Here is a 24,814-nt window from a genome sequence, read left to right on the forward strand (position 1 = left end):
ATCACCGATGCGCGCCGGACGCGGCCGTGCGCGCCGTCGCGGCGATCGTGCCGCTACCGATCACCCGATCGCCCTCCGCATCCGGCAGATACAGCACCACGGCCTGGCCGCGGGCCACCCCGGTCAGCGGCTCGCGCAGCCGCACCGTGAGTCCCGAACCGGTGGCCTCGGCGACCGCGGGCGCGGTGCCGCCGTGCGCGCGCACCTGCACCACACATTCGACCGGCCCGTCCGGCGCCGAACCCGAGGTCCAGATCGCGCGATCGGCCTCGATCGTCCAGACCTGGAGTTCCTCGGCCGACCCGACCCGCACGGTGCCCGAGTCGGGATCGATCTCGGTGACGTAGCGCGGCTTGCCGTCGGCGGCGGGGCCGGGCAGCCCGAGGCCCTTGCGCTGGCCGATGGTGAAGCCGTGCACGCCGTCATGGGTGGCCAGCTCGGTGCCGTCGGAGTCGACGACGGCGCCCGGCCGGATACCGATCTTGGCGCCGAGGAACGCGCGGGTATCACCGGAGGGAATGAAGCAGATGTCGTGGCTGTCCGGCTTGTTCGCGACGGCCAGACCGCGTTCGGCGGCCTCCTCGCGGATCTGCGGCTTGGGGGTGTCGCCCACCGGGAACATGGCACGCGAGAGCTGCTCGGCGGTCAGCACCGCCAGCACGTAGGACTGATCCTTGTCGGCGTCCACCGCGCGGCGCAGCACGCCGTCGGACAGGCGTGCGTAGTGGCCGGTGACGACGGCGTCGAAACCGAGGGCGATCGCGCGATCGGCCAGCGCGGAGAACTTGATCTTCTCGTTGCAGCGCAGGCACGGATTCGGGGTCTCCCCCGCCGCGTAGGCCGCCACGAAATCGTCGATGACGTCTTCTTTGAAGCGGTCGGCGAAATCCCAGACATAGAAGGGGATCCCGAGCACATCGGCGGCCCGGCGGGCATCACCGGCGTCTTCCTTCGAGCAGCAGCCCCTGGAACCGGTGCGCAACGTGCCCGGTGTGGCCGACAGCGCCAGATGAACGCCGACCACGTCGTGGCCGGCGTCGACGGCGCGCGCGGCGGCCACCGCCGAATCCACACCACCGCTCATCGCGGCGAGTACTCGCATCAGAGGCCTCCCTTCGCACCGGCCAGGCCGGCGGCCCTGGCTCGTTCGACGACTTGCGGCAGCACCTCCAGCAGCGCCTGCACATCCGCGCCGGTACTGGTGTGCCCCAGCGAAAACCGCAGTGACCCACGCGCCTGCCACGGTTCGACACCCATCGCGATCAGCACATGGCTGGGCGAGGCGACCCCGGCATTACAGGCCGAGCCGGTGGAGCATTCGATGCCCGCGGCGTCGAGCAGCATCAGCAGCGAATCACCCTCGCAGCCGGCGAAGGTGAAATGCGCGTTGCCCGCGAGCCTGCGCTCGTCGTGTGGGCCGTTCAGCACGGCGTCGGGAATCAGCCGCCGCACGCCCTCGATCAATTCATCACGCAGGAGCGTCAACTCGACGGTGCGCGTGGGCAATTCGGTGACAGCCTGGTGCACCGCGGCGGCAAGTCCGACGGCACCGGCCACATCGACCGTGCCCGATCGCAGATCCCGCTCGTGCCCGCCACCGTGCAACAGTGGCACACACGGCACCTGCCTGCCGAGCAGCAGCACGCCGACCCCGTGCGGACCGCCGACCTTGTGGCCGGCGAAACTCGCCGCCGACAGCCCGCTGGCGCCGAAGTCGATCGGCACCTGCCCCGCCGCCTGCACCGCGTCGCTGTGCATGGGCACCCCGAATTCGGCCGCGACCGCGGCGAGTTCGGCGATCGGCTCGATGGTGCCGACCTCGTTGTTCGCCCACATGACACTCACCAGCGCGACCTCGTCGGCGTGCGCGGCCAGCTCGGCCCGCAGCGCACTCACCGACACCACACCGTCGGCATCGACGGGCAGCCACGTCACCCGGGCACCCTCATGCTGTTCCAGCCACTCGACGGTATCGACCACGGCGTGATGCTCGACCGCGCTGGCGATGACGCGGGTGCGACGCGGATCCTCATCCCGGCGCGCCCAGTAGATCCCCTTGACCGCGAGGTTGTCGCTTTCGGTGCCGCCGGCGGTGAAGATCACCTCCGACGGCCGTGCGCCCAGGTCGGCGGCGATCGATTCGCGCGCCTCCTCCACCCGCCGCCGCGCCGCGCGTCCGGAGCCGTGCAGCGACGAAGCGTTCCCGACCAGGCCGAGCGCAGCCGTCATCGCCTCGATGGCGGCAGGCACCATGGGTGTGGTCGCCGCATGATCGAGGTAGACCGTCTTGGGCGCAGCGTTGACCGGACCCGGGAAACCCGACTTCATGACCGATCCAGCCTATCCGACCGCTGACCTGCACATTATTGGGGTCTAACCTCCGTTTTTACGATTTCCCTACGATTCACCCACGACATGCAAGCCATTCCGGGCCCGCCGGTATTCCCGCAGCCCCCTGAGCAAGGCCTCCCCCAGCGTGAGCGCCTCCGAGCGCTGTCCGTCCACCAGATGGGTATAGACATCCAGGGTGGTGGTGTTGTTCTTGTGCCGCATCCGACGCGTCACATCGGCCAGGCTGTAGGCGCCGTCGGCCAGCAGCGACCCGTACAGGTGCCGCAGCGAGTGGAAGCCCATCCGCTGGCGCACCTTGCCGTCCGGACCCCACGGCACCAACTCCGCCGTGGGTCCGCCGACGGCTGATACAGCCGCGGCGACCCGGTTGCGCATGGCCTTCTGAGACATGCGCCCACCGGAACGGCTGGCCGAGAATGTCAAGAACTTTCCCGACGTGCGACCATCGAGCATGCCCTCGATCCAGTCCGCCACCCAGGGATCGACCGGGAACTCCATGCCCGATGCCTCGGTCTTCAATGGGCCGTCATGACTGCCGACCGTCGTGCCACCCACTCGGCGCTTGGACTTGTACTGGGTGCCCGGCCGGTAGGTGCGCGTTGCGAAGTTCATATCGCTGATGTCAGCCCCGAGTGCCTCGCTCAATCGCAGCCCCAACCCGACACCCAACGCGACCACGATGCGGGTCTCTTCCGGCATCTCGTGAAAGAAGGTCCAGAACTCCATCATGGTCGGGCAGTAGGTGGGAATCTTGGGCCGCTCGCGGTTCGGCTTGGCGTAAGTCTGTGTGGAACACGGCATGACGACCGTCAGCTCCGCTCGCTTGGCCGCAGCCATGATGCGGGTGAGGAGCCGGTGAGTGTCCACCCGGTAGTCGTATGTGTAGCCGGTCCGGTGCAGTCCGGTCATCAGCTTGAGAACGTGTGGTTCACGAACCTCGGAAACGGCGTACATCTCGAGGTACCGGAGAATCAGCCTGATCTTGCTGCGATAGCCGTTGTAGGTGCCGCGATCGATCGCTTGCAGCTCGAGCCACTCCCAGCACCATTGAGACATCATCACCCGCGACGCTTCTTTGGTGATGTGCCGCCCCGACTTGATCGCCGCTACCTGCTCCTGCGCCCACGTCTCAGCTTCGCGTGACGTATCGAATCCTCGGGTATGCGGCGCGTGCCGGATCCCATCCTGATAAGCACCGCGCCACTGACGGTTACGCCCGTAGCTTGCCGACCGGATTTTCCGGCCGTTCTCGTCCTTTTCCTTGAGGTGCCAGGTGTCATATGGCTTGAGCGCACGCAGCGGGGGTACAGGTTTCTGTCGAGTCACCATTCCTACCTCGTCGAGCGATTCGGCGGCACTCCTCCGGGAACGTTACAGCCCAGCGGCGCAATAGATTTCCGGAGTCAGCTCGCTTCCCGCCATCCATCGGAGACTCGCGCCGAGTCGCCACCGGTGGTGAGCGATTGTTCCCACGCGAGTAAGTCAGACCACCGATAACGGCGGAATCTACCGATTCGAACGTAGCGTGGACCCTTGCCTAGCGACGCCCAATTAGCGAGTGTTTTTGGAGGTATTTTCAACCTATTCGATACCTCGACGGTGGTCAGCCAGAAATCATCTTCACCTTGCATTCCGCCACCTTCAGACATGCGTTTTACCCACTCTTTCGATATTCAGCAAAGAACTCTCATACCCGGTCACCTCCGCCGGGGCGCGGTCAGTGGATATCGGTCAGCGGCGCCCCGCGGCCCCCTCCTTTCGCCAAGCCATAACCTCGGGCAAGTAGTGCACATACGGACACCATCAGAAGGGCGCCGTTTCAACGCACCGATCGAAACTCTCAGCTGCCCCGACCACCGACTACGGCAGAGCTGAACGAGCTGGGATGTGTCCGGGCAGGTGTTGGCCTCAAGACGCATCGGGGATCGACGCGCAGAATTTCAAAACGCGCGCCCAACCGGTCAACCTCGGGTTCGTTGACCACACGCGGAGTTGGGCGCAATCCGGGTCTTCTAGCGTTGACCAGCAGGTATCGGATTCGCACGCGAAATCTGGTCCATTCAGCTTGACATTCCGCGCCGTATCGAGCGTCCATGAATGCGGGAACCCCACCGGCACCTGCCGGAATCGCGGGTAACCGTCCCGGCCGGGACATGACCATCCATCCCTACTCGAATGGCCGAGGAGCCGTCATGTCCACACCAACGATCGATACCGCAACGACCAGCGCGCCACCGGAACTGCGTACCGACACCGAGAAAGCGCTCTGGGCCGCCCTGAACAGCAACCCCGGTTCGACCGCTGCCGAACTGGCGAGAACCGCCGAAATCGGCGCATCGACCGCGCGAAAAACACTGGCACGCTGGGTCGCCGACCACCACGTCCACCGCGAACCGAAGTCCGACCCCCGCAGCGCCGACACCTGGTCCGCCACATCATGCCCAGCCGACTCCGACACACGCATAGACCAGCCCGAACCCACCACCGAGACCGTGGACCCGGGAAACGAGGGCGAAACCCGCACCGAGCAAGCCGCTGCCGACACCGCCGGTGCCGCACAGAAACCCGAGGGCTCAGAGCCGACCGTCGTCGACAACGGGGAAGCGAAGCCGGACAAGCTGCCGCCGGGCGGGCTGCGTGGACAGGTCGAGGACTATCTGCGTGATCACCCCGGGGAATCGTTCACCCCGCACCAGATCGGCAAAGCCCTCGAACGCTCCTGCGGCGCGGTGCACAATGCCCTGGTCAAACTCGCCGCCACCGGCGTCGCCGACCAAACCAACGACGCCCCCAAGAAGTTCGCACTCAAACCGTAGCGCCGAACACCGGATCCGACGAGACACGGCCTGACCGCCGAAGTCCCATGGATTCCTCCAGGTCCGGTCGAGACATCCATCCCAGCCCTGGCCCGAGTTTTCGGGACCGAGAGTCGGGCACCACAACAATTTCGTGAACTCGAGAGGATTGATCATGTTCGATAGTTCGATGGCAGCGCATGAGATCGCGGCAACCGAGGCGCACCCGTACCGCGTCATCACCGAACCTGTGCCCTACTGGGATGACCTGCTGCTGACCGTCTACGCCATCACCACAACCGGCGAACGGATCCGCGTCGGCGCGATCCGCTCCGAGAACGGCACGCGGTGGCGCTGGCTCGACAAGGCCAGCGAACTGCCCGTCGGCACCGAATTCCCCTCGGCCACTGACGCCGCCGACGCCATGGCTGCCGACTTCTACACGGCATGGAACGGTGTACCCGCGCACCGCGCCATCCCGGCCGTCTAACAACCCACCACTCCGAAACGGACGTAACCCCGCCACCGGTATCCCCGGTGGCGGGTCGCCTTCGTGTGTCAGCGATCGTCGCACCGTTCGGCAGCATGCCGCCGCCCCTCGCCCCGCGAAACGGACACACGCAGGGACGTGAAACTCGTCTCCCGGAGCAGCTCGAGCACCGCCACTCGGCTCGCATCCACCGACACAGGCGGTTACATCGCCGCCCAGAGCGAAGACCTACGCGCCAACACCAGGCTCAACGCAATCAGTCCCTCCACTCGACTACAAACATAGTTGTCGACTATGTTTGTAGTCATGAGTGAGCGTGTGCGGGTCCTGGCCGATGCCGCAATCCGAGTGATCGCAGCATCCGGGCTGCGCGGATTGACCTACCGGGCGGTCGACGTCGAGGCAGGGTTGCCAGCCGGCTCCACATCGAACCGGTTTCGAACGCGCGACGACCTGATCGCTGGGGTAATCGAGCGCATGGCCGATCTCGAGCTCGCAGACCTCGACGCCGCCGAAGGATCTGCTACCAGTGCATTCGACAAATGGGCCGCAGGAGGACTGAGTCAGACGCTGACTCGCTTCGAGTTGATGATTGAAGGTGTCCGGTCTCCACGGGTAGCCAAAGCACTCGAGGAGCAGCGAGCCCGATTCGCAGCCTTGGCCGAGAGTTCGGCTGTCGCCATCCCTTTCGGCCTGACCAGCCCCGAATTGGTGGCAGTGTTCGCCGGTCTTCAGTTCGCTGAGATCACCACCGGGGAGAAAGTCCTGGAAAAGGCACTTACGTGGATCGCCACTCGAGATGATGCAACAACCCAAGCCGATCGTGAACGTTGAAGTGTTGGTTTGAGCGAGGGGGAAGAAATGAGTGTAACCACTAGGTCGGCGCCTGAGGCGCCGTCCGTGAACCGGCCGTCACGTGCCACGGACCGACAGACGGCGAAAGCCTTTCTCGTCGTGGCTGCCACGATTGTTATCCCATATGCGCTCTGGCCCGTGATCATCATCTGGGCGGTGTTGTACTTCGGCGCCCGCGGATTCAAGCGCCTCTTCCTCTGCAGTAGTTGAGTCGGACACAGCTAACGACGGCGGCGGCATCGCCGAACAAGCACAGCAGGTACGGGTTCAGCTCTGTCTAACCAGGCGATAGACCTGACCGTCCGACAGACGCATCCCACGCCCGGCCAACTTCGGGGCAGCCACGCCGGGCATACGGACGACTGCAACATTCTGCGTGATCAGGGTGGCGTCCTCCACGAACAAGATGGGCTTTCCGGGGCCGGGCGACGGCCCGCTTACGGGACCGCTGGTGAGCCGCTGCACGGGGCCGGGGTGAGTGGCGCATCGGCATGTCCGGCGGCGGTCAACGCTTCCAGCACATAACCGACTTAACCAGATGAACAGCCCAGCAGGTGGGCGATTCACGCGCCCGCATTCGGTAACGGAATTGTCGGCGAGCACCTTGGCGACAATGGCCGCGAAACTCGATCTTCGCCAAATCTCAGCTCGCCACGCGCCTCAAACAGACTTTCTCACCAAAATTTCGGGCAATTTCCACCGGCCACGGCGCGTTCGCGCAAGCGACGGACGATACAAGAACGAATCAGCGGCCGGCGCTGCTTTAGCTCAGGAATTACAGGGGGTGGATTGAATAGAAATGAACCCGGGCACGGGAATGGCAGCTGGGTCGATTAGTACATTCACCAGCAAGCCCAGCAATGCCAGCCGACTGAGACCGGCCGCGGGCCGCGCCGCCCCCGCCGACCATGTGCTTCTTTGTCCCCGTACGGGGAGCCTGGGAGACGGTTACGCCGAAAAGTGGCCCGTGAGCTGGGCTTATCGGCGGCGCGCATGGGGCGTCTTAATGGCCCCACCGACCACCCCACCGAACGCCCCACGGAACGCCCCACCGAAAAGCCACCGTCCACAACCCGACCGGGAATCAATATTCGGAACCGATTCAAGAAGTCGCACAGAATCGAATTAAGGGAATTGCACACTCAACTCGAAAAATTGCATGCCAGTCACCTTGGGACCTGCATTATGGCAGTGAAGCGGCGCCCGGAAATCGCGACTCCCTGCGGCCAATATAGCGAATTTGCCGCCACATATCGATGCCTATCTAATTGCTCGATTCCGCTCACGCAGAGTGCGACTGCCGTCTTTCGTTTCGAGGCGGAGCCCGAGGGTGCTCAGATTCCACCTCCACCTCCGGTATCGCCCTGGTCGCCGTTTTTTCCTCTCCGCTCGAACTTTCTTTTCTATCTCTGGTCGGTGCGCCTTTCGAGCAGGTCCAGCGTTTCCGCGGGTGGCGGTCGACGAGCGTGCCCGCCAGCGAGCCCCAGCGCGATGGCGGCATCATGGCGCACGGCCTCGCGCAGCGGCAGCACCCACTCGCCGGCCGCGTCCGCGGCGAGCGTGCCGCGCCAGGAGACGTCGAGCACGCGGCGCGCGGCACGGTCGGAGTCCGAGTCGCCGATGGGTAGCCAGTAGTTCCCGGCTCCGCCGCTGCAACGAAGCGCGACATCCCTTTCCCGGCGGAGTACGCAGGAGCAGGAACAGGTGCAGGCCGGTGCGCAGCCCCACAGCTCCGGCGGGCGCTGCGCGTAGAGGTTCGCTCACCCGTGACCTTGCTCAACGAATCGGCCAGGGCGAGTGACCGAACGGCGTTCACGCGGCATCGTCGAGACCAGACACGGGCCGGGCACATATGCCTGTTCACGGCCGAAACCAGTACCTGACTATCGAGGCCCGACTGAAGGCATTTGAGGCGGCGGTCGCCGAAATTCGACGGCACCTCGGCCTAGGCGAAGAAGCAGCCGGGTGGGCCGGTCTCGGGTATCAGCATCCTGGCCGCAACAGGTGAAACGGCGGCGACCCGTCATACAGGGCGGGTCGCCGTGGTGCTGTAGACCGAACTTTCAGGGCCGGTCGAACTCACCGGCGTGGACTCCGGCGAGGAACGCTTCCCATTCGCTGGGCGTGAAGATCAGCGCTGGTCCGGCTGTGTTCTTGCTGTCACGTACTCCGATATTGCCCCCGTCGAAAAACGCGACCTCGACACAGTTGCCGCCGTTCCCGCTGTAGCTGGACTTGCGCCAGGTCGGGCTGCTGTGGTCGGTGGTCATTGTGAGCCTTCCTCGATTGCTGATGCGATGAGCTTCTTGGAATCAGTGGTGCTGAGGGCGGCCTTCTTCAGGTCGCGCCACACCAGTTCGTAGGCCGAGACTTCCTCGGGTTTTTGGAGGTACAGGGCGCCGGTCAGCGTGTCCATGTAGGCCAGCGACGGCTCGAGCGGCTCGCCATGCTGGTCTTTTGGGAAGTCGAGCAGTGTGAACGCTCCGGAGACCATCCCTGCGTGCATGCCTGCCGTCCACGGCACGATGCGGATCGAGATGCCTTTGCGGTCGGCTGCGTCGAGCAGGGCCTGGAGCTGGCGCCGGAAGACTTCGGGCTCACCGAACGGCCGGCGTATGACGGCTTCGTTGAGAATGACTTCGAGGCGCGGCGCCTCGGGTCTCGATAGCAGGGCTTGACGGTCCATTCGGACACGCACGCGTGCGGCGATGCGATCGTCGCTGACGAAACCGACGGGGGTCCGTCCGAGGCCGGCGGCGTACTCCTCGATCTGTAGCAGGCCAGGCACCAGTTCAGATTCGTATTGGCGTATTGAGGCTGCGGAGTCTTCGAGCATCACATAGAGCCCGAACCAGTCGGGGATCTCGGTTTCGGTCCGGTCGTGCCACCAAGCTTTCTTGCGGCCGTTGCGCGTTTCGGCGGTCAGTGCAAGCAGCAGGTCGCGGTCGGCGTCGGGGGCGCCGTACAACTCGAGCAGCGCCCGCACGATCGGCTCCTGGAACTTCACGCCTTCCGCGCCCTCTTCCATGCGGATGAGCGTCGATCGCCCCAGTCCTACGTGCTGCGCGGCTTCACCCTGCGACAGCCGCCGCGGCTTGCCTTTGCCGTCGACCGCCGGCGCGCTTTCGCGCAGGCGGGTGAGCTGGCGTCCGATGTGGCGCCGCAGAACCGCAGTGCTGACCGACTCCAGTGCCACGTGAGCTCCTCATCGCGTCGGTTGGTGTTTCACCCAAATTAAACATCTCCGCCACGGAGACGGACAAGGACGGTTGCATTCGATCAACAAGCATACTGAACGGTATGAAATACGACTTACTATTTTGATACTGTTTCAATTCAACCATTGCCATATTACGCTGACCGGAGCACACTGTTTCACTAGTGGTTCGGGCCACAGCTCACACCGAGATGTCAAGCGCTGGGCCCTGATTGCGCATAGATGACGACCTGGATTCCTGACATTCAGGAACCTCCGACTGCCAGGGGTGGAGCATGAAGCTCACGAGTCGAGAACTCCTCATCACGCTGGATGGCGGCGAGACCGCACGAGACCGCTGTCGGCGCTATCGGCGCGAACTGTTGCTTCCAGCGGTCGTCCCACCAGGCACGGACAAGATCATCGTCCCGTTGCTGGACGGCGTCATGAACTCGGTGACCGCGCCGTCGAGCTTGGCGATCGGCGCTGTCGAGATACTGGCAATTCGCGGAGAGCTGGGACCGGTCGTGAAAAATGGGCGCCGGATGACGTTCCTGACAACGCCGTCGGTCTACGACAACGACGCGCTGGTCTATCTCAACATCACCGTGGGCGGACAAATCGCGTCCCTGCCATCACCTGCCGATGAAGCCGCTGGGCGACGGCAATGGGTCGTCCAGACGATCGCAGAGGGTGGCCTCCCATCCACGCGGACCGTACTGCGTGCGCTGACTGGGGTGGCACGGCGATGAGACCAACGTTGTTCGGATACCTACGCACCGAGCTCGTCGGCAGCTACATCGTCGAGGTGCATGAGATGATGCGCGAGTTCGCCGAGGGCGAGGGCTTGGTCCTGGGGATTGTCCGGCACGAAACCGGCGCGAATACCAGCGAGCTGTGGCAGTTGCGGCAGGATCTGCTGCGCGCTGAATCGAGGCATGTCATCACGCCGACGCCGACCCACATGGAGGAGGGCCGCGGCCCTGAGCGGATCAGGCAGGTGCGCCAGCTCACGCGCATCCCTGGGGTGCAGGTGTGGTACCTCAGCCCGAGCGAGAATGTGGCTATGGTGCGCCACCTGCGCCGCAATCGCGATATCCCCGCCCCGCAGGTACGCCAGGTGGGCGATTCGCGCAGCGTGGTTGGGCATTTCACGCTCGGCGTGAATTTGGCCGCGCGCGGAATCGTGCAGCTCGAGGTTCACGAGAAGCTCACTCGCGCAGGCCTGCGCCATCTGTGTGCTCCGGCCGAACAGGTCATCCAGGCGGTACTCGAGGAGGTTGCCGCTGCGGCCCAGCCACAGATCTATGCGCGAGTGGCCGCTGGCTACCCGGATCTGGCCCCGCTCGAGCTGGAGGTGTGGCTGCTGCGTGGCCAGGCATGGCTCGAGGTACAGGTGCATGAGCACGGCGATCGGACAGCGGATCCGGTGAGTACCGGTGTGGCTGCGGTCGGTGAGCACGGGCGGTGCAAGTCAGCGGTCGGAGGCATGCTCACCTGGGCGCGGCTGCCGTTGACCGTCACACCATCGGTCTTGCCGAGTACTGCGACCACCATGCGGGGCGTGGTCTAATGCGCGCCGTAGGCTTTGTCCGCGAAGACCTCTCCGACGATGTTCCCGAGACAATGCGTGAGCTCCGCGCTGTGGCAGCAAGCCACCATCTGTTGGAGCTTCGTGTCTGGGTCATCGCTGATCCGGCTGTCGCCTTCGCCCTCGCCGCGGATGCCGATGTGGTGCTGGTGCCGACAGAGGCGCATATCCGCGGCTGGATGGACGCCGTGCGGGTTTCCGCCGATGTGTACACCGTCGACCCACCACGTTGTTGGCCGCGCGGCGGTGGACCCGCCCGGCGCCTCGTCAGTGCGCGCAAGCCGAGCTCGGCGGCTCGATGATGGCCGCGCCGACTGTTCATCTGACCGTGCGGTTTCCGGGCACCAACACCGTGTTGCACTACGCGGCCACCTCTGACGCTGCTGAGGCGTTTGCGTCGGCTGCTGCCGCCCAACGCCTCGCTGACGTGCAGATCGACGAATTCGTGACCGACGAGCTTCCCGCACTGCCGTGCCCGGGCCTGTGGCCATAGGCCGGTCATTCCACCGCTCCACCCAACTCTCAGCATGAACGGCTTTCTCAACCCAGATGTCAAGCGGAGATGTCCGGGTAGCCGTTGGCGTCGCTGGCCCCGGCTTACCCGCTGTACTGACAACGATCCGATAGCAGCGGGCCCGGAATCTCCTCTGGTTCCGGGCCCGCTGCCGTTTCGTGGTCGTCTACACCGTGGTGTTCTCCAGTGAGCCGAAGAAGGTTTCGAGGATGGCGTTGTCGGCGTAGGCGAGTTGGGTGTTGGCGGCGTCGGCCTGGCTGAACCAGCGCAGTTCCTGGCCCTCGGTCAGTACGACGTCGTCGATGTCGAAATCGACTGCGGCGGTGAAGGTGTGCTCGATGCCGAAATCGAGGTCGCGGGTGCAGAGGAATTGGACGGTGTCCGGGTCGAGCTGGACGCCGATCTCTTCTTCGATCTCGCGGACGACGCATTCGGCCGGTGTCTCGCCGGCTTCGATCATCCCGCCCAACAGGCTCCACATGTTCGGGTAGAGGATGTCGGGTTTGTCGTCACGCAGGTACATCAGCACCTCGTGATGCGGGTTGACCAGGATGATCTGGGTGCCTTCCTTCTTCGCCATTTCGGGTTGGGTTCCTTTCAGCGTTGGTAGGCGATGGCGATCTTGGTGACTGCGGCGGCGACGTCGTCGACGTCGGTGGCGGTCATCGCGGGGTAGAGCGGCAAGCTGAGGATCCGGTCGGAGACCTCGCGGGCGACCGGGGCGGTGTCGCCGGTCAAGCCGTGTTCGCGCTGATAGTACGGCTGCCGGTTGAGTGCGATGAAGTGAATGCCGGTATTGATGCCCTCCTCACGCAGCGCGGCCACGACCTTGTCCCGGTCGATGGTCAGGGCATCGATGTCGATGTCGACGATGTAGAGGTGATGGGCGTGGCGGACGCCGGGCCGGCGGTGGAGTGGGCGGATTGCGGGCAGGTCGGCCAGCAGCCGGTCGTAGCGGTCGGCGAGTGCTGTGCGGGCGGCGATGAAGCCGTCGAGCTTGGGCAGTTGGTGGATGCCGAGCGCGGCCGCGGTGTCGGGCATGTGGAATTTGTGCCCGGCCAGGTACTGCTGCCAGTGCGGGGATCCGCCGACGGCGTGCCGTTTCCAAGCGTCGCGGGAGATGCCGTGCATGACCAGCATCCGCGCCTTCTCGGCGAGGCCGTCGTCGTCGGTGACGAGCATGCCGCCTTCACCGCAGCTGACGTTCTTGGTCGCGTAGAACGAGAAGCAGGTCATCGTCGACCAGGACCCGATCCTGCGGCCGTCCTGCTCGGCGCCGATCGCGTGGGCCGCGTCCTCGATGACGGTCAGCCCGTACTCGGCCGCGAGCGCGCCGATGGCGGCGATGTCGGCGGGTTGGCCGGCCATGTGCACCGGCATGATCGCTCGGGTGCGTGGGGTAATGACCTTCGCGATCGTCTCCGGTGTGATCATCAGTGTGTGCGGGTCGACATCGGCGAAGACCGGTGTGGCGCGGTTGTGGATGATGGCGTTGCCGGTGGCAGGCCAGGTGATCGGTGAGGTGATCACCTCGTCCCCTGCGCCGATCCCTGCGGCGGCGATGGCGGCCTGCAACGCACCGGAGCAGGAGTTGGTGGCGATCGCGTGTTTGGCGCCGACGTAGTCGGCGACCATCGCTTCGAACTTCTTCGTGCGCGGGCCGGTCGACAACCAGCCCGACCGCAAGGTCGCGATCACCTCGTTCTCTTCCTCCGGGCCGAAGGACGGCAGCGCGAACGGCAGCGGCTGGGTGCGGATCGGGCGGCCGCCGTCGACGGCCGGGACGACGAGCTGGCGGCGCAGGCTGGCCTCGGTGGATAACGCCGGCTCGGCGGCCGCGGCGTCGAGCCGGGCCGGATCCTCGCGGAACCAGTCGCGAACTTCCCGGACCCCGTCCCGGATCGAATGCGTCGGGGTGAACCCGGTGGCGGCGGTGAACGCGCCGCCGGAGAGCCGGTAGTCGCGGGAATCGCGCGGCCCGCCGGTGAATTCGATTGCGGTGTTGCCGAGCTCGCCGGCGACGGTGCGGGCCAGCGTGCGGATGCGGATGTTCTCGCCGACCACGTTCCAGATCGGGGCCGTCGGCAACTGGTCGGCGGGGATGTGAAGGCAGCGCAGGTAGGCTGCGGCCGCGTCCCGCACGTGCAGCATGGGCCGCCACTGGGTGCCGTCGCCGTCGACGCGGACCTCGGCGCGGGTCATCGCCCGGTAGACCATGGCGTGCACGGCCAGATCGATCCGCATCCTCGGCGACACCCCGAACAGCGTGCCCAGCCGCAGCGAGATCGGGGTGAAGGTGTCGGTCGCGAGCTCGGTCAACGACTGCTCGGCGGCGCGTTTACTGCGCGCGTACTCCGAACGCGGCAACAACGGTGAATCCTCGTGCAGCAACGCATCCGATGCCCCGTAGACCGCGGCGGTGGAGGCGTGGAGGAAGCGGCGCACTCCGCGCTCGCGGGCAGCGAGGGCCAGGCGGTGGAGGCTGTCATGGTTGACCGAGGTGGTCCAGGTGGCGTTCAGTTCGCCAGCAGGGTCGTTCGACACAGCGGCCAGGGCGATGACGGCGTCGGCGCCGTCGAGCAGTTCGGTGCCGAGGCTGCGCACGTCGACGGTCTCGATGCGCAGGTTCGGGTGCGGATCCAGGCATGGGCCGTGCGGGAAGGCGTCGGCGGCGACCACGGTGTGGCCGTGGTCGAGCAACATGGGCACCAGGACCGATCCGAGGTATCCGGCGGCACCGGTCACCAAAATGGTGGCGTTCACGGTGGGCTCCTTTGTGAGGCGGGACCATTACGCCTTTCAGGGGATCGGTGACCACGTGAGTGATCGAGGTGATCACATGAGCCTTCACAAACTCTCACCAGCCCGGGTGTGGCAGGCATATCGTGGTCGGACAACCACATTCGGCAGCCAGGTGGGGTCGGGATGCACGAGACACAATCGACGTTGGGTTCGATGCTGGGGAAAGCCCGCCTCGATGCGGGGATGACCCAACAGGCGGTCGCCAGTCAGTGCCGTGTTTCCCGCTCCTACATCGCCCATATCGAAGCCGGGCGAGCAACGCCGCCGGATCGCCGGTTCTGGATGGCCGCCGATGCGGCCGTGCGCGCCGGCGGAACGCTCGTCAGCGCATACGACGCGCACACCGGGCGACGGTTCACCGTGGACCCCAACCCGGCGGACCTGCACCTGTCCCTCGACCTGAAGGCGTGGATCGACATGAACCGACGAGAGCTGTTGAGTTTCCTCGCCGCCGCCGGGACACTTCCGGCGGCCGCGGTGCTGGCCGGGCTCGACGAGCCCGAACGCGCCCGGCTCGGGTACGCGCTCGGCGGCCGAGTCGACGAAGCCGCGATCCGCCAGCTCGAGGCGGTCTGCGATGTGACCGCCCAGCAATACGAGGCATTCGGCCCGCGAGCGGTCGCCGCGATCCGGCGCGGGCAGGCCGAGCTCGTCGAAACGCTGCTGCCCGACTGCCCTTCCAAGCTCAAACCGCGCCTGCACGCCGTGCGGGCCTCGCTGGCCCGGGTGATCGGCTGGCAAGCCTACGACGCCGGCGACATCCGCACTGCGACCACGCATTACGAGGTCGCCCGCAAAGCCGCCGACGACGCCGGAGACCCGGCACTGACCGCACTAGTGCTCTGCAACGCCTCCCTCGCCGCCACCCGCGACGGACGCCCCGGCCTCGGAGTCGACCACGCCACCGCCGCACACTGGTGGGCCACCCGCGCCGGCGACCGCCTACTCGCCGCCTACGCCCTCGACATGGCCGCCGAAGCCCACGCCGAACGCGGCGACGCACGCGAAACCCGCTCCGCCCTCGCCGAAGCCGACGACCTCGTCCACACGGCCGAATCCGACATGCCGAGCTGGGTATTCGATCGCGCGATCCACGCCGGATTCGCCTCCGAATGCCTGGTCAAACTCGGTGACCGCCAGCCCGCGGTCGACGCCGCCCGCGACTGCGTCGACCTGATCGACCCCGCCTACGCCCTCTCGCGCGGCTTCGCCGACATCGGCCTGGCCGCAGCGCTGTGCCACGCAGGCGACATCGACGAAGCAGCCGCACTCACCCGCACCACCAGCACCGTCGCCACCGCCTACGGCTCACCCCGCCTCGCCACCGAGGTCCACGCCACCCACACAGCCCTGCGCGCTGCCGCACCCAACTCCACTGCCGTCCGCGAACTCGACGCCGCCCTCGCGGTCTGACGTCCGCGGGCGCGGCCCGCGGACGTCGCATGGTGGCCTCGATGCGGCCGGCACAGGGCGGCTTCGCCTGTTGGTGTCCACCGGCGGGCGTCTTCGGGGGCCGAGATGTTGGACAACTGTCATGCCCCGTTCAAGGTGGCGCTCGCCTATCGCGGCTTGTGATGTCCGGTTGCGTGCAGGTAAGCCAGTGTGCCCCAGTACTTGTTGCCGCCCCGTCAGACTTCACGGGGCTTAGGCACACATATTCGACGTTCCCTATCGGGGCAGAATTCGCTTCCTATCACCAGCTGACCAGGACAGCTCCCAGGTCACGCGCGTTCCCATCTCCCACGTGCCCCGCCAGAGCGCAACCAGCGCTACGTATGCGCAGGTCAGAACGATATGAGAGAAGGTGAAGCTGGACCAGGCCAGAAACCAGGTCACGGGTCGCAGATTCGTGCCCTAGGGTGCTCGCTCCAGCTAACGACACCCAAGATCGATACAGCGCCGACAAGCAGCCGTGTCCGCTGCTTTTGCACGGAGCCGGTCGCGTGCTTCACGCAACCTGGTCGGTGGTTGAAACCTGGGCCGAATCACCGCGCGACTCGCCCTTCTGCTGCGGCCTGTCGTGCGCGTAGCCCATACGGCGTGAGGCCACGAGGCTTGAAGACCGCCAGGATCATCGCACCAGCCAGAACCATAGCAGCGGCTGCGCAGTGGACAACGAAAGTCGGCGCCCGTAACTCAGTCAGTGTTGAGGATGGGCGCGCCGCGACGGCGGCATAGTGGTCGACCGTGCGGGTGTAAAGGATCAGGATAGCCGTCGCCACCACGTTGAGCATGAGTTTGAACAGCACCCAGTAATGACGGACCAGACCCCATGGTGTGCCAAGGGATTGAACGATGCCCGTCAATAGCGAACCGACCGATAGCGGCACCAGCACCCACCACGCGAGTGGTCGGACGACGAGATCGATCGCACGCACCACCTGCACGTCGGAACTAGTGATCCCGACGATGGCCAAGGTCAAGAACGTGAGAACCGCGCCGAGCCACCCGACCGAGCTGCTGACGTGAACCGTGAGGGCAAGTTTTCGCCCGCGCGGGCTCAGCACCGCACGAGCTCGTCAGTGGTTGGCGCCGCGGCCAACTGAGCGTGTCGCCCCGGCCCGTGCTGACCACCGCTGACGAGCAGTCCGACAACGAGCAGCGCCACTAGGAGCGCGACGACGACTCCGGTCACTTTCACCCAGCGGGGCGTTCTCAGGCCGTGGGCACGTTGCGGTGAGCTGTTGGTCATCAGGAGCCCTTTCGGTTCGAGCGTCATTTCCTTCAAGACAATATGTCGCTATAATAAACAGTCTGTCTACAACGATGGCAGGATGTAACCTGGGCGGGTGCCGAAGTTGTGGAGCGAGACGATTGATTCGCACCGTCGCACGGTGCGTGAATCGATCCTCGACGCTGCCGCACGGTTGGCGATCGAGCACGGAGTGGCGTCGGTGACGATGTCGCGGATCGCCGAGCAGGCCGGGATCGGGCGGGCAACGCTGTACAAGTACTTCCCCGACGTAGGCTCGATTCTTGCCGCCTGGCATGAGCGCCAGGTCGGTCACCACTTGGAGCAGCTGGCGGTGGTGAGCGAGGCCGAGGCCGACCCGACGCAACGACTGGATGTCCTGTTGGGCACCTATGCGCAAATTCTTCGCGAATCCAGGCACCGTCACGACAGCGATCTAGGCGCGATGGTGCACCACAGCGGCCCGCACGTCGACCACGCCGAACAACGACTACGCCAGTTGATGACAGATGCGGTGGCCGCTGCGGCGGCGGCGGGCACGGTGAGGACGGATGCACCCGCGGGTGAGCTGGCAAACTACTGCTTGCATGCGTTGGATGCTGCGGTCTCGGCATCGTCGGACGCCGCGGTAGCCCGACTGATCACAGTGATCCGGGCCGGTTTGGAACCCGCCTGATCAGACATTGATTTCGGAACCGGGCGGGGCGGAATATTTCCAGCAATCGGAGGTAGTCGGTCTGCGTGGGGGTTTGCGCGAGGAGGTGAACGTGATGCTCGGGATGTGTATGCAGATGATGAATATGCTCCGCGACATGTGGAACATGATGTTCCCGTCCATGCCGATGTGAACCGGGCGCCAGCGATAGGCTGTGCTGTGCAGCGCCGTCAGCCGGGTGCCGGCCGATATTCTCCGCGGGCCAGGTCTTGGTCCGCGGTCGGCTGTCTGTCTTTCGACATGCAAGGTCATGTCCCGACTCCCGAGGAGTTCACATGTCTCGACGTTCCATCATCGCTCGAAGGCTCATTCCGTGTGTTGGATTGGTAGCCCTGGTCGTGGCCGGCTGCGGGAATGACGACGATGCCACACCGGTCCATCATTCCTCCACGACTTCGGCCGACTCTGCGACTGCGGCAACCGGCATCGCCCCTGCGGGCACCTTCAACGATGCCGATGTGACGTTCTTGCAGATGATGTATCCGCACCATGACCAGGCCGTGGAGATGGCCGAGCTGGTGCCAACGCGATCCCAGGATCAGCAGGTCATCGACCTCGCAGCCGGGATCAAAGCAGCTCAGCAGCCTGAGATGACCCAGATTCAATCCCTGCTGGCCAGTGCCGGAAAGCCGGACCCCGCCGACGGCACGATGAACCACGACATGCCCGGCATGATGTCGCCGGAGCAGATGTCCTCGCTCGGGGCGATGTCGGGGCCCGAGTTCGACAAGATGTGGTTGCAGATGATGATCGACCATCACCGCGGAGCGGTGGAGATGGCCCAAACCGAGATCGCCTCCGGAACCAACCCCCAGGCAAAACAAATGGCTGAAACCATCGTCGCCACACAGCAGCAAGAGATCGCCCAGATGGAAACACTTCTGGGACAAAAGTGAGCCCGTCCGGCCCGCTCGCGAAGCCCTGGCAGCCTCCCTTGCTATACGGGGCGTGGGACATGCGGGGTCGGAGCGCCGCTGGGTGGTCGGCGCAGTTCGTCGCTTTGCAGCTCGGCCGAGCGACTTGGTCGGCAGAACTCACCACCGGGACGGCCGTGCTGTCGGCCTAGTTATCACAGTGCTCGGCGCTGCATTCGGATGCCCGATAGGCATGACGGAAACGACTGGCCACCGCCGCCGGATCAACGAGCCGCCTACGTTGCTCTCCGGTGTTCGTAATCGGCGTGGGCGAAGGTCAATCCCCACATATCCAGCCCCGAGGTGTCGTGCCGGATATGCGGGATCGGCCGCCCGGGTTCGCCGAGTCGGTGATCAGCCGAGGGCCGCTATCAGCTCCCGGCACGCCGCTTCACAGCGCCGGCATGCCTGCGCGCAGACACGGCAGTGTTCGTGAGCGGTATGGCGTTCGCATTCATCGGCGCAACTCGCGCACGCGGTCGCGCACGCCTCGAGAAACGCCCGGGTCAAGTTCGCGTCGTAACCGGTGTGACGAGACACAACCCTTCCCGTCGTGTCGCAGATGTCGGCGCAGTCGAGATCTGACCTGATGCACTTGACCAGCTCGGCCACGCCCGGCTCGCTCAAACAGGCATCAGCGCACGCGGTACACGCCTGTGCGCATTCGAAACATCGCTCGATGCACGTAGCGAGCACGTTCCGGTCGACCCGGCCGAGATCGGCCGGATACGAGTCGAGCAGTTCAGCGACGGTACCCATGAATTTCCTCCTCGACGACAAGTCCAGCTGGTCGTCAGTGCATTACCCGGCTGCCCGGGCATAAAACCGGCCCGCCGCGGCGGATCGGCTGAGTCAACCGGTCCCGCACATCGGCCCCCACGCAGGCTCATGACTGGCGTCGAGTCAGTACATGGCGGGCGCCACACTTCGGAACGGTTGCCTTACCCCTGACTCATATCTACAGCCTTACTACGTAGATACCGTGCCCCATTCGAACACGCCGAGATCTGGCAAAGACCGTCGTCAACGCCGCCCGCGGTGGCCTGATCGACGAGCAGGCCCTGGCCGACGCCATCAAATCCGGCCACGGCCGTGCCGCCGGGCCGGGCGTGCTGGAGACCGCCCCATGCACCGACAGCCCGCTATTCGAGCTGCCCGAGGTCGTCGCGACCCCGCACCTGGGCGCTCCAACCGCCAAGGCCCAGGAGCGCGTGGGCACCACTGTCGCCAAGTCGGATCGCTCACTGGAATTGGGGACGCCTTGGCCTTTTGCCGCACGCAGGAGGTGTGGGGATTGTCACGTCAAGTAGATACCCTACGGGGGTAAGGTGTCTAGCTATGAGCGGATTCGATCGAGTAGTAGTGGTAGGGGCCTCCTTGGCTGGACTGCGCGCCGTCCAAGCGCTGCGGGACGTCGGCTTCCCTGGGGAGATCACGGTTATCGGCGCGGAAGCACACCTGCCGTATAACCGTCCACCCCTGTCGAAAAGCGCGCTGGACGGCGACGACGATGTCTCACTACCGGGAGCAGAGAGTCTCGGCGACGGATGGTTGCGCGGTCGGCGCGCCACAGCGCTACGCCAACAAGACAAAACGGTCGTCCTCGACGACGGCTCTGAAGTCCCGTATGACGGGCTCGTCATAGCGACCGGCGCACGGCCACGACAGCTCGGCGAACATCCCTCGTGGGTACATACTTTGCGCACGCTCGACGACGCGCTGACACTGCGGGCGGCGCTCGCCAACTGGCCTGATCGAGTGACAATCGTCGGCGGCGGGTTCATCGGCAGCGAAGTCGCTTCCACCGCCCGACGACAGGGCTTGTCGGTAACCCTTGTCGATGCCGGTCCATACCCGATGCTCGCCACCCTCGGCCGCCACGCGGCACGCTGGCTTGCCGGCCACCACACCCGCCACGGCGTCGAACTCGTAACAGGCTCACGAGTAAGGGCGTTCGACGAAGACGGCCTTCCAGCAGTTCGACTGGAGGACGGCCGGTCCATCCAAGCAGAGTTGGTCGTGGCCGGAATGGGCGTGGTGGCGGACACCGCCTGGCTGGAGGGAAGCGGTCTGAAACTCGATAGCGGAGTGATCGCAACGAACACGCTCTTCGCGGAAGGAACCGACACTATAGTCGCGGCAGGCGATGTCGCACGCTGGTCCCACGACCTCTTCGCCGGGGCACTCGTTCGAGTCGAGCACTGGGCCAACGCCAATGAGCAAGGCGCGCTCGCCGCCCGCAACCTCCTTGCCGGACCATCTGCAGCGCAGCCGTACTCGGCTGTCCCTTCGTTCGCCACTCACATACATGGCGCCCGAATCCAGACCGCCGGCCTGCCCTACCTCGCCGATGAGGAGCGTATCGTCTTCGGTGCTGTCGAGGACGATCAGTTTGCTACCGCGTTCTTGGCGAACGGCGTTCTGGTGGGTGCGGTCGCAGTGAATGCCCACAAAGAGTTGAACCGGTTCCGGCGCGCTATCGCCGCGCGGGCGTCCTTGGGGGACATCGCTGTGTGACAGTCCAGTGCGGCGGTCGACCGCAATCACATTCTCGGATGCGCTGGTGGGCCGGTGGCCCGCCGATTCTCGGGCGACTCGCCGTCGGCTGTCAGCGCAGAAGACTACCTGGAGTTGCGGCATATCGACCGGACGCGGAGCGCCCGCCGGACCACTGGCATGCAGCTTCCCGCCAGCATGCGGATGAAAACCGCACGAGACGACCAACCGAGGTCGGCCGATTCATGGATTCGATCCGGCCGACCTCGACTGGAATCGCTACATCATCGGGCAGGTCGAGCCCATCATCCGACAGAGCATGCCGCAGATCATTTGGACGGGGTTCATCTCACCTCCTCCTATCACAGCTCCCACCGGAAGCCGAACGAATACGACGGCCATGAGGCGATTACCACGGCTATAGAGCCTGGCCACCCAACCCCAGCGAACTACTATATACGTACGTAACTAGTAGAGTAAGTGCGGCAGAGAACCTGGATCTATCTGGACGCGAGCTTTCGAGCGCTTCTACAGCAGCCACCCAAACCTGTCAACAACGAGCAGGTTGGCCATCCCCCACACAACGCGACACACGTAGGAGATGCCCACCGGCACTGCCAAGCTCGCCGACCGGTTACGATTTATGTACACAGATAGTATCCAGGTGGGTGGAGTCCCTACCTGTCATCGGCCGCGCTCACAACCACCACAACGGTGGAGTTGAGCGAGGATCAGTTCGAGGAGGAGACCGATTGGCACATCGTTTCGGCGATCTGGAGGCGGTCGTCATGGACCGGATCTGGTCAGCCGACGATACGACAACGGTGCGTGAGGTGTTCGAGGACCTACTCCAAGTCCGGGAGATGGCCTATACCACCGTGATGACCACGATGGATAACCTGCACCGAAAGGGCTGGCTGGAGCGAGAGCGGCGAGGTCGAGCTTACGTCTACTGGCCTTCGTTGAGCCGCGAACAATACAGCGCCAAACTTATGCGCGACGCCCTCGGCGGCGGCCGTTCAGACCTGATTCTCGCGCACTTCGTCGAACAGATCAGCGACGATGAATCGGCGGCTCTGCGGACGGTGTTGCGGGGCGTCGCCGCCCGGCGGGGGAAGAAGGAGTGAGCCTCGCCATCTGCCTGCTTGTCTACGCCACAGTCGTGTGCGTGGTCTCGCCACGGCTACTGCCCCGCCTGACAGGTCTCGGAAGCACCCCAACCGCCGCGGTCGCGGCATGGCTGGTTGCACTGGCGAGCGTTGTTGCCTCATGGGTCGGCGCAGCTATCGCACTCACCGCAGAGCTCGTGCGAACGTGGGACCGGCCGGCCTCGTCGATACTCGGCGCATGTCTCGCAGCGGTACGTACGGCCGGCAGCGGGCACTACGGCTTCGCCGCCCAAATCGGCGTGGCAACATTTGCCGTCGCGCTGTCGGGCTTCTTGATGGCAGTGGCGGTTCGCATTGCCCGAGCGCTCGCACGTGCCCGGAAGATCAGCGCGGAGCATGCCCGGTCGGCACATATCGTAGGGCGCCGTGTGCCGGGCGTGGACGGGGTCGTCATCGACGCGCCAGAGAAGGCCGCGTATTGCGTTGCTGGACGGCCGGGGACTGTCGTGGTCACCAGCGCCGCGGTGGCCGCACTCGATGTCGACCATTTGGAAGCTGTCCTCGCCCATGAACGAGCGCACCTCGATGGGCGACACCACCTTGTGCTCGCGGTAACTCGTGCTCTCGCGAACGTATTGCCGCGCCTCCAGCTGTTCGGCGTCGCTCGGAACGAGGTTGCCCAACTGCTGGAAATGTGCGCCGACGATCGAGCGGCCCGCAGGCACGGGCGGACCACCGTTCTGTCCGCGATTGTTCGCCTGTCCGACGCTCCCGTTCCCCGGCGAGCACTTGGTGCCAGTTCAGTCGGCATCAGCGCACGGATCAGACGACTGGATGGCCCAGTCTCTGCCGTCGAATTGATGCGTTCCCGCCTGCTGCTTTCCGTATTCGCTGCTGTGGTCGGTGCTTCGCCATTTCTCGCAGCCTCCGGCGCCGTCTACGGGTTGGCCATATGCATGCCGCTGACCAGCTGAGCCATAGCCCTTCCCGCGAAACGCAAAGTCATGACGCTCGGAAGGCGGATCTGCCGAGGCGATCACCACCCGACCGAGTTTCGGCCCCGGAAGTCGAGGAGTCGAATGAGGGGTCAGTGGCAGCGCTGCGACGCCGCCTGCTTTCGGTCAGGTCCTGTGCACTGTCCGTGCACTCGTGATGAGCTGCTGGATTGCAGTGGCGGCGCAGGCGACCGCGCAGCGGGCGACGGTCTGGGTGATCTCGTGACCGGCGATTCGTGCCACTGCTATTGACAGATTCCGCACTCTGTACTCCCTTCACCAGGACGGGCGGGCCGATAAGCCGTCTCGCCCGTTCTTTGTTGTGCTGTTACTGCGCGGTGGAGCGGAAGTTGCGCAACCGCAGGCTGTTGCTGACCACGAATACCGAGGAGAACGCCATCGCGGCGCCGGCCAGCATCGGGTTCAGCAGGCCCGCCATGGCCAGCGGGATCGCGGCCACGTTGTAGGCGAAGGCCCAGAACAGGTTGCCCTTGATGGTGGCAAGGGTGCGGCGCGACAGCCGGATCGCATCCGCGGCCGCGCGCAGATCACCCCGCACCAGCGTCAGGTCACTGGCCTCGATGGCGACATCGGTGCCGGTGCCCATCGCCAGACCCAGATCGGCCTGGGCCAGCGCGGCCGCATCGTTGACGCCGTCGCCGACCATCGCGACCACCTTGCCCTCGGCCTGCAACCGCTTGACGGTCTCGACCTTGTCCTGCGGCAGCACCTCCGCGATCACCTCGTCGATGCCGACCTGATCGCCGATCGCGCGGGCGGCGGCAGCGTTGTCGCCGGTCAGCATGATCGGAGTCAGGCCGAGCGCACGCAACTGGGTGATCGCCTGCGCGGAGGTCGGCTTCACCGCATCCGCCACCACGAGCACCCCGCGCGCCTTACCGTCCCAGCCGATCGCGACGGCGGTCTTGCCCTCGGCCTCGGCGGCCGCCATCGCGCGTTCGAGGTCGGCGTCGAGCTGCTGCGACCAGTCGGCCAGCAGCCGGGCCCGGCCGACGATCACCGCGTGACCGTCCACCACACCCTGCACCCCGAGGCCCTCGATATTGGCGAATTCCTCCACCAGCTTCAGCTCGCCCAGCTTCTCCCGGGCGCCCTTGGCGATGGCCTGGGCGATCGGGTGCTCGGAGGAATCCTCCAGCGCGCCGGCCAGCGCCAGCACCTCATCGGCGGCTTCACCATCGGCGGCGACGACGTCGAGCAGGGTCATCTTGCCGGTGGTGACGGTGCCGGTCTTGTCCAGCACCACCGTGTCGACCCGGCGGGTCGATTCGAGCACC

At 65.3% G+C, this 24,814-nt stretch carries 24 protein-coding genes and 1 pseudogene; 13 read left to right on the forward strand and 12 right to left on the reverse strand.

Going from position 1 to position 24,814, the window contains the following annotated elements; genetic code table 11:
* Window position 1 precedes the first annotated feature (1 nt).
* The 4 genes from mnmA to RJ05_RS30035 all read right to left on the reverse strand — a co-directional run bounded on the left by mnmA (window position 2) and on the right by RJ05_RS30035 (window position 4,001).
* Window positions 2-1,102, reverse strand: a complete 1,101-nt coding sequence (mnmA, locus tag RJ05_RS17525; RefSeq protein WP_036538556.1) for a tRNA 2-thiouridine(34) synthase MnmA — start codon at window positions 1,100-1,102, stop codon at window positions 2-4.
* Window positions 1,102-2,328, reverse strand: coding sequence for a cysteine desulfurase family protein (locus RJ05_RS17530; protein ID WP_036538557.1), 1,227 nt, complete (start codon window positions 2,326-2,328; stop codon window positions 1,102-1,104). The genes mnmA and RJ05_RS17530 overlap by 1 nt, the downstream gene beginning before the upstream one ends.
* A 69-nt stretch (window positions 2,329-2,397) precedes the next feature.
* Window positions 2,398-3,678 (reverse strand): tyrosine-type recombinase/integrase, encoded by a 1,281-nt coding sequence (locus tag RJ05_RS17535; RefSeq protein WP_165448882.1) that lies wholly within the window; start codon window positions 3,676-3,678, stop codon window positions 2,398-2,400.
* Window positions 3,679-3,755: 77 nt separating this feature from the next.
* Window positions 3,756-4,001 (reverse strand): helix-turn-helix transcriptional regulator, encoded by a 246-nt coding sequence (locus tag RJ05_RS30035; RefSeq protein WP_306306395.1) that lies wholly within the window; start codon window positions 3,999-4,001, stop codon window positions 3,756-3,758.
* A gap of 543 nt (window positions 4,002-4,544) precedes the next feature.
* Here RJ05_RS30035 and RJ05_RS17540 point away from each other — a divergent pair.
* The 3 genes from RJ05_RS17540 to RJ05_RS31770 all read left to right on the forward strand — a co-directional run bounded on the left by RJ05_RS17540 (window position 4,545) and on the right by RJ05_RS31770 (window position 6,471).
* Window positions 4,545-5,168, forward strand: a complete 624-nt coding sequence (locus tag RJ05_RS17540; RefSeq protein WP_014352216.1) for a hypothetical protein — start codon at window positions 4,545-4,547, stop codon at window positions 5,166-5,168.
* Window positions 5,169-5,322: 154 nt separating this feature from the next.
* Window positions 5,323-5,637 carry a hypothetical protein gene (locus RJ05_RS17545; protein ID WP_014352217.1) on the forward strand — a complete coding sequence of 105 codons (315 nt, stop codon included), beginning with the start codon at window positions 5,323-5,325 and terminating at the stop codon, window positions 5,635-5,637.
* 306 nt (window positions 5,638-5,943) lie between these two features.
* Window positions 5,944-6,471, forward strand: a complete 528-nt coding sequence (locus RJ05_RS31770) for a TetR/AcrR family transcriptional regulator (RefSeq protein WP_174343944.1) — start codon at window positions 5,944-5,946, stop codon at window positions 6,469-6,471.
* A 1,424-nt stretch (window positions 6,472-7,895) separates the two neighbouring features.
* Here RJ05_RS31770 and RJ05_RS17560 read toward each other — a convergent pair.
* From RJ05_RS17560 to RJ05_RS17570, 3 genes are all read right to left on the reverse strand, one after another.
* Window positions 7,896-8,078: a hypothetical protein gene (locus tag RJ05_RS17560; RefSeq protein WP_014352220.1), complete on the reverse strand. Its 183-nt coding sequence runs from the start codon at window positions 8,076-8,078 to the stop codon at window positions 7,896-7,898.
* A 477-nt stretch (window positions 8,079-8,555) separates the two neighbouring features.
* Entirely contained in the window at window positions 8,556-8,762 is a 207-nt protein-coding gene (locus RJ05_RS17565; protein WP_014352221.1) for a DUF397 domain-containing protein, read from the reverse strand.
* Entirely contained in the window at window positions 8,759-9,688 is a 930-nt protein-coding gene (locus RJ05_RS17570; protein WP_014352222.1) for a helix-turn-helix domain-containing protein, read from the reverse strand. Before RJ05_RS17570 ends, RJ05_RS17565 begins: the two co-directional genes overlap by 4 nt.
* A 296-nt stretch (window positions 9,689-9,984) precedes the next feature.
* On the opposite strand from RJ05_RS17570, the gene RJ05_RS17575 reads away from it, so the two are divergent.
* The 3 genes from RJ05_RS17575 to RJ05_RS30965 all read left to right on the forward strand — a co-directional run bounded on the left by RJ05_RS17575 (window position 9,985) and on the right by RJ05_RS30965 (window position 11,581).
* Entirely contained in the window at window positions 9,985-10,440 is a 456-nt protein-coding gene (locus RJ05_RS17575) for a hypothetical protein (protein ID WP_048833555.1), read from the forward strand.
* Window positions 10,437-11,261 carry a hypothetical protein gene (locus RJ05_RS17580; protein WP_036538561.1) on the forward strand — a complete coding sequence of 275 codons (825 nt, stop codon included), beginning with the start codon at window positions 10,437-10,439 and terminating at the stop codon, window positions 11,259-11,261. Before RJ05_RS17575 ends, RJ05_RS17580 begins: the two co-directional genes overlap by 4 nt.
* 71 nt (window positions 11,262-11,332) lie before the next feature.
* Window positions 11,333-11,581: a hypothetical protein gene (locus RJ05_RS30965; RefSeq protein WP_130917365.1), complete on the forward strand. Its 249-nt coding sequence runs from the start codon at window positions 11,333-11,335 to the stop codon at window positions 11,579-11,581.
* Between the two features lie 378 nt (window positions 11,582-11,959).
* On the opposite strand, the gene RJ05_RS17595 is transcribed toward RJ05_RS30965, so the two are convergent.
* Window positions 11,960-12,373 (reverse strand): NUDIX hydrolase, encoded by a 414-nt coding sequence (locus RJ05_RS17595; protein ID WP_014352226.1) that lies wholly within the window; start codon window positions 12,371-12,373, stop codon window positions 11,960-11,962.
* A gap of 17 nt (window positions 12,374-12,390) precedes the next feature.
* Complete coding sequence (locus RJ05_RS29420; RefSeq protein WP_051016668.1) at window positions 12,391-14,556, reverse strand: bifunctional SDR family oxidoreductase/aminotransferase class I/II-fold pyridoxal phosphate-dependent enzyme; 2,166 nt, start codon at window positions 14,554-14,556, stop codon at window positions 12,391-12,393.
* A 162-nt stretch (window positions 14,557-14,718) separates the two neighbouring features.
* Between RJ05_RS29420 and RJ05_RS17605 the strand changes: the two genes are divergently transcribed.
* Window positions 14,719-16,008, forward strand: a complete 1,290-nt coding sequence (locus RJ05_RS17605; RefSeq protein ID WP_081505456.1) for a helix-turn-helix domain-containing protein — start codon at window positions 14,719-14,721, stop codon at window positions 16,006-16,008.
* Window positions 16,009-16,580: 572 nt separating this feature from the next.
* Here RJ05_RS17605 and RJ05_RS17610 read toward each other — a convergent pair.
* On the reverse strand, window positions 16,581-17,102 hold the full coding sequence (locus tag RJ05_RS17610; protein WP_171050273.1) for a DUF2269 domain-containing protein: 522 nt from the start codon (window positions 17,100-17,102) through the stop codon (window positions 16,581-16,583).
* 282 nt (window positions 17,103-17,384) lie between these two features.
* On the opposite strand from RJ05_RS17610, the gene RJ05_RS17615 reads away from it, so the two are divergent.
* Together RJ05_RS17615 and RJ05_RS17620 are read left to right on the forward strand one after the other, a co-directional pair.
* Window positions 17,385-17,963 (forward strand): TetR/AcrR family transcriptional regulator, encoded by a 579-nt coding sequence (locus RJ05_RS17615; protein ID WP_014352232.1) that lies wholly within the window; start codon window positions 17,385-17,387, stop codon window positions 17,961-17,963.
* 314 nt (window positions 17,964-18,277) lie between these two features.
* Window positions 18,278-18,898, forward strand: coding sequence for a DUF305 domain-containing protein (locus tag RJ05_RS17620; protein ID WP_228792679.1), 621 nt, complete (start codon window positions 18,278-18,280; stop codon window positions 18,896-18,898).
* A 372-nt stretch (window positions 18,899-19,270) separates the two neighbouring features.
* Here the strand turns inward: RJ05_RS17620 and RJ05_RS17625 are convergent, their stop codons facing one another.
* Complete coding sequence (locus RJ05_RS17625; protein ID WP_036538568.1) at window positions 19,271-19,675, reverse strand: four-helix bundle copper-binding protein; 405 nt, start codon at window positions 19,673-19,675, stop codon at window positions 19,271-19,273.
* Between the two features lie 245 nt (window positions 19,676-19,920).
* On the opposite strand from RJ05_RS17625, the pseudogene RJ05_RS30045 reads away from it, so the two are divergent.
* The 4 genes and pseudogenes from RJ05_RS30045 to RJ05_RS30050 all read left to right on the forward strand — a co-directional run.
* A pseudogene (locus RJ05_RS30045) lies at window positions 19,921-20,151 on the forward strand (NAD(P)-dependent oxidoreductase); the annotation flags it as partial.
* Between the two features lie 103 nt (window positions 20,152-20,254).
* A complete protein-coding gene (locus RJ05_RS17630; protein WP_014352235.1) occupies window positions 20,255-21,433 on the forward strand; it encodes an NAD(P)/FAD-dependent oxidoreductase in 1,179 nt (392 codons plus the stop codon).
* A 731-nt stretch (window positions 21,434-22,164) separates the two neighbouring features.
* Window positions 22,165-22,539: a BlaI/MecI/CopY family transcriptional regulator gene (locus RJ05_RS17635; RefSeq protein ID WP_014352236.1), complete on the forward strand. Its 375-nt coding sequence runs from the start codon at window positions 22,165-22,167 to the stop codon at window positions 22,537-22,539.
* The gene (locus tag RJ05_RS30050) at window positions 22,536-23,495 is read left to right on the forward strand and encodes a M56 family metallopeptidase (protein WP_130917366.1); all 960 of its coding nucleotides are present in this window, start codon (window positions 22,536-22,538) and stop codon (window positions 23,493-23,495) included. Before RJ05_RS17635 ends, RJ05_RS30050 begins: the two co-directional genes overlap by 4 nt.
* Window positions 23,496-23,844: 349 nt before the next feature.
* Here RJ05_RS30050 and RJ05_RS17645 read toward each other — a convergent pair.
* Window positions 23,845-24,814: heavy metal translocating P-type ATPase (locus tag RJ05_RS17645; protein WP_036538571.1), on the reverse strand; the 970-nt coding region annotated here is incomplete at its 5' end.

The sequence above is a fragment of the Nocardia cyriacigeorgica NBRC 100375 genome (genome assembly GCF_000308555.1).
In the GTDB taxonomy this organism is placed as follows: Bacteria; Actinomycetota; Actinomycetes; order Mycobacteriales; family Mycobacteriaceae; genus Nocardia; species Nocardia cyriacigeorgica.

Coding starts and splice junctions, on each gene's coding strand:
- RJ05_RS17630 (WP_014352235.1), top strand. CDS start 20,255: ATGAGCGGATTCGATCGAGTAGTAGTGGTAGGGGCCTCCTTGGCTGGA.
- RJ05_RS17540 (WP_014352216.1), top strand. CDS start 4,545: ATGTCCACACCAACGATCGATACCGCAACGACCAGCGCGCCACCGGAA.
- RJ05_RS31770 (WP_174343944.1), top strand. CDS start 5,944: ATGAGTGAGCGTGTGCGGGTCCTGGCCGATGCCGCAATCCGAGTGATC.
- RJ05_RS17575 (WP_048833555.1), top strand. CDS start 9,985: ATGAAGCTCACGAGTCGAGAACTCCTCATCACGCTGGATGGCGGCGAG.
- RJ05_RS17530 (WP_036538557.1), bottom strand. CDS start 2,328: ATGAAGTCGGGTTTCCCGGGTCCGGTCAACGCTGCGCCCAAGACGGTC.
- mnmA (WP_036538556.1), bottom strand. CDS start 1,102: ATGCGAGTACTCGCCGCGATGAGCGGTGGTGTGGATTCGGCGGTGGCC.
- RJ05_RS17625 (WP_036538568.1), bottom strand. CDS start 19,675: ATGGGTACCGTCGCTGAACTGCTCGACTCGTATCCGGCCGATCTCGGC.
- RJ05_RS30035 (WP_306306395.1), bottom strand. CDS start 4,001: ATGTCTGAAGGTGGCGGAATGCAAGGTGAAGATGATTTCTGGCTGACC.
- RJ05_RS17580 (WP_036538561.1), top strand. CDS start 10,437: ATGAGACCAACGTTGTTCGGATACCTACGCACCGAGCTCGTCGGCAGC.
- RJ05_RS17595 (WP_014352226.1), bottom strand. CDS start 12,373: ATGGCGAAGAAGGAAGGCACCCAGATCATCCTGGTCAACCCGCATCAC.
- RJ05_RS17605 (WP_081505456.1), top strand. CDS start 14,719: ATGCACGAGACACAATCGACGTTGGGTTCGATGCTGGGGAAAGCCCGC.
- RJ05_RS17620 (WP_228792679.1), top strand. CDS start 18,278: ATGTCTCGACGTTCCATCATCGCTCGAAGGCTCATTCCGTGTGTTGGA.
- RJ05_RS17545 (WP_014352217.1), top strand. CDS start 5,323: ATGTTCGATAGTTCGATGGCAGCGCATGAGATCGCGGCAACCGAGGCG.
- RJ05_RS17565 (WP_014352221.1), bottom strand. CDS start 8,762: ATGACCACCGACCACAGCAGCCCGACCTGGCGCAAGTCCAGCTACAGC.